Origin of the sequence: Chitinimonas sp., from assembly GCF_041904975.1 — a bacterium.
GTDB lineage: Bacteria > Pseudomonadota > Gammaproteobacteria > Burkholderiales > Chitinimonadaceae > Chitinimonas.
Window position 1 is genome coordinate 1 of record NZ_JAYRLZ010000401.1, and the last position, 2680, is coordinate 2680.

At 64.0% G+C, this 2680-nt stretch carries 2 protein-coding genes; both read left to right on the plus strand.

Annotated features, from left to right (window positions below):
- The first annotated feature begins 8 nt into the window (after positions 1 to 8).
- Positions 9 to 998, plus strand: a complete 990-nt coding sequence (locus tag ACE3OH_RS21420; protein ID WP_374358049.1) for an integron integrase — start codon at positions 9 to 11, stop codon at positions 996 to 998.
- Between the two features lie 100 nt (positions 999 to 1098).
- Complete coding sequence (locus tag ACE3OH_RS21425; RefSeq protein ID WP_374358046.1) at positions 1099 to 2649, plus strand: response regulator; 1551 nt, start codon at positions 1099 to 1101, stop codon at positions 2647 to 2649.
- Positions 2650 to 2680 lie beyond the last annotated feature (31 nt).

Genomic DNA, 2680 nt, shown 5'->3' on the forward strand with positions numbered 1-2680 from the left:
AGGCCGTCATGCCAGAAAGTACACAGCTTGATGGGACTGGTGCGCCGCGTTTGCTGGATGTATTGCGCGACACCTTGCGGCTCAAGCATTACAGCTTGCGTACCGAGCAGCAATATCTGCATTGGGTGCGGCGCTTTTTGCGCTTTCACCAGCTGCGCCATCCGCGCGAGATGGGGGCGGCAGAGGTGACGGCGTTTCTGACTCATCTGGCCGTCGATGGGAATGTGTCGGCGTCAACGCAGAATCAGGCGCTGTCGGCCCTGCTGTTTCTGTACCGCGATGTGCTGCAGATTGCCCTGCCCTGGCTGGACGAGGTGGTCAGGGCCAAGCCATCGAAGCGGCTGCCGGTGGTGCTTACCCGGCGCGAGGTGGCGGCGATGCTGGCGCAGGCCGATGGCGTGTATGGTCTGCAGTTGCAGCTTTTGTACGGCACCGGCATGCGGCTGATGGAATGCATGCGGCTTCGGGTCAAGGATATCGATTTCGAGCGGCGCGAAATCCTGGTGCGCGATGGCAAGGGGGCCAAAGACCGGGTGACCATGTTGCCGCAAAGTCTGGTCGAGCCCTTGCAGGCGCATCTGCTGCGCCGCCGCACCCAGCATGAAGAAGATACGACGGCCGGCAGGGCCGATGTCTATCTGCCCGATGCCCTGGCACGCAAATACCCGAATGCGGCGGCACAGTGGGGCTGGCAGTATGTATTTGTCACGGCGGGCTTGGTCAAAGACCCGCGCTCGGGCGCGCTGCGCCGCCATCATCAGGATGAAAAGCTATTGCAGCGGGCGATGAAGCGGGCGGTGGCTGCGGCCAAGATCGCCAAGCCGGCCACGCCGCATACCCTGCGCCACAGCTTTGCCACCCATCTATTGGAGGCTGGCTACGATATTCGCACCGTGCAAGAGCTGCTCGGCCATGCCGATGTGTCCACCACCATGATTTATACCCATGTGCTGAACAAGGGCGGACGCGGGGTCAGCAGTCCGCTCGATGGTTTGTGATGCGCCGCGCCAGCCGGGGCAGCCGGCAGCAGGCGCCGCTGGCAGCCAGCGCGGCAATGCCTGCTACACTGCGACGATACTGCTTTTGCGCGCCCCACTCATGGAATCACAGCCTCACATCCTGATTGCCGACGACTATCATCCGATGCGGCTCGCCGTGCAGCATGTGCTGGGCGAGATGCAGCTCAAACAGGTTCACCACGCCAGCCATGGGCTGGAAGCGCAGCGCATCCTGCAATCGAGCCCGATCGCCCTGATCATTGCCGACTGGAATATGCCGGGCATGAGCGGCTACGAGTTGCTGTGCTGGTGCCGCAACAATACGCAGTACCGCAATGTGCCGTTTATTCTGCTGACTGCCGAGTCGGCGCGCGAGCAGCTGGCGCGGGCGCTGGCAGCCGGCGTGAGCGACTTTCTGGTCAAGCCGTTCACCTCGGCGGTGCTGCGCGGCCATGTGGCGCGGCTATTGCAGCGCGGCAGCGATGGTGCCCGCGCCGCGCCGCGCCCCTTGCCGGCCGAGCTGCCGCTGATCGGCCTCGATGCGCCCAGCGACGAGCGTCTGGCACGCGCCTCGGTGCTGGTGGTCGATGATCTGGCCACCAATATCGAGGTGATCGCCGGCTTTCTCAAAGAGGACTACAGCGTCAAGGTGGCCATCAACGGCCGCAAGGCACTGGAAATCGCCCGCGGCAAGCAACCACCGGATTTGATCCTGCTCGACATCATGATGCCGGAAATGGATGGCTACGAAGTATGCCGCCAGCTCAAGGCCGATCCGCGCACCAGCGAGATTCCGGTGATCTTCCTTACCGCGCGCGACCAGGCCGACGATATGGTGGATGGCTTTGCGCTCGGCGCGGTCGATTACATCAGCAAGCCGGCGCAACCGGCGGTATTGAAGGCACGCCTGCGCACCCATCTGCGCCTGTCGCAGGCCCTGCGCGATCTGGGGCGGCAAAACACGGCGCTGGCCGACAATGCGCGCTTGCGCGACGATATCGAGCGGCTTACCCGCCATGACCTGAAAAACCCGCTGCTGGCTGTTGCCTACACCGCCGGCAGCCTGCGCAAGGACCCGGCCTGCCCCCCTGCCCTGCATGCGCAGCTCGATCTATTGAGCGGCGCCGCGCACCAGGCACTCAATCTGGTCGATGCCTCGCTCACCCTGTACCGCATCGAGCAGGGCGACTATCAGGCCGACTGCCGGCCACTGGCACTGGGCGCCTTGCTCGATGCGGTATGCGCGGAGATGCGCGTGCAGTTCGCCTGGAAGGCGGTGGCGCTGGAGCAAGATTGCCCCACAGAACAGATGGTTCTGGCCGAAGACACCCTATGCCGGGCCATCTTCGCCAATCTGCTGAAAAACGCCATCGAAGCAGCGCCGCCCGACAGCACGGTCACCGTAACGCTCACGCGCGTCGGCCAGGAATGCCGGGTGGAAGTGCAGAACCGGGGCACGGTGGCGCCGGCCATCCGTGCGCGTTTTTTCGACAAGTACGTCAGCCATGGCAAGGCCGAAGGCACCGGCCTCGGCACCTATTCGGCGCGCCTGCTGACCGAGGCACAAGGCGGGCGCATCAGCATGCATTGCGACGATAGCCAGGACCGCTGCCATATCACCGTCTACCTGCCTGCGGCTGGTGCCAGCTGATGACCGAACAACTCAGCAGTCGGCATCGTCA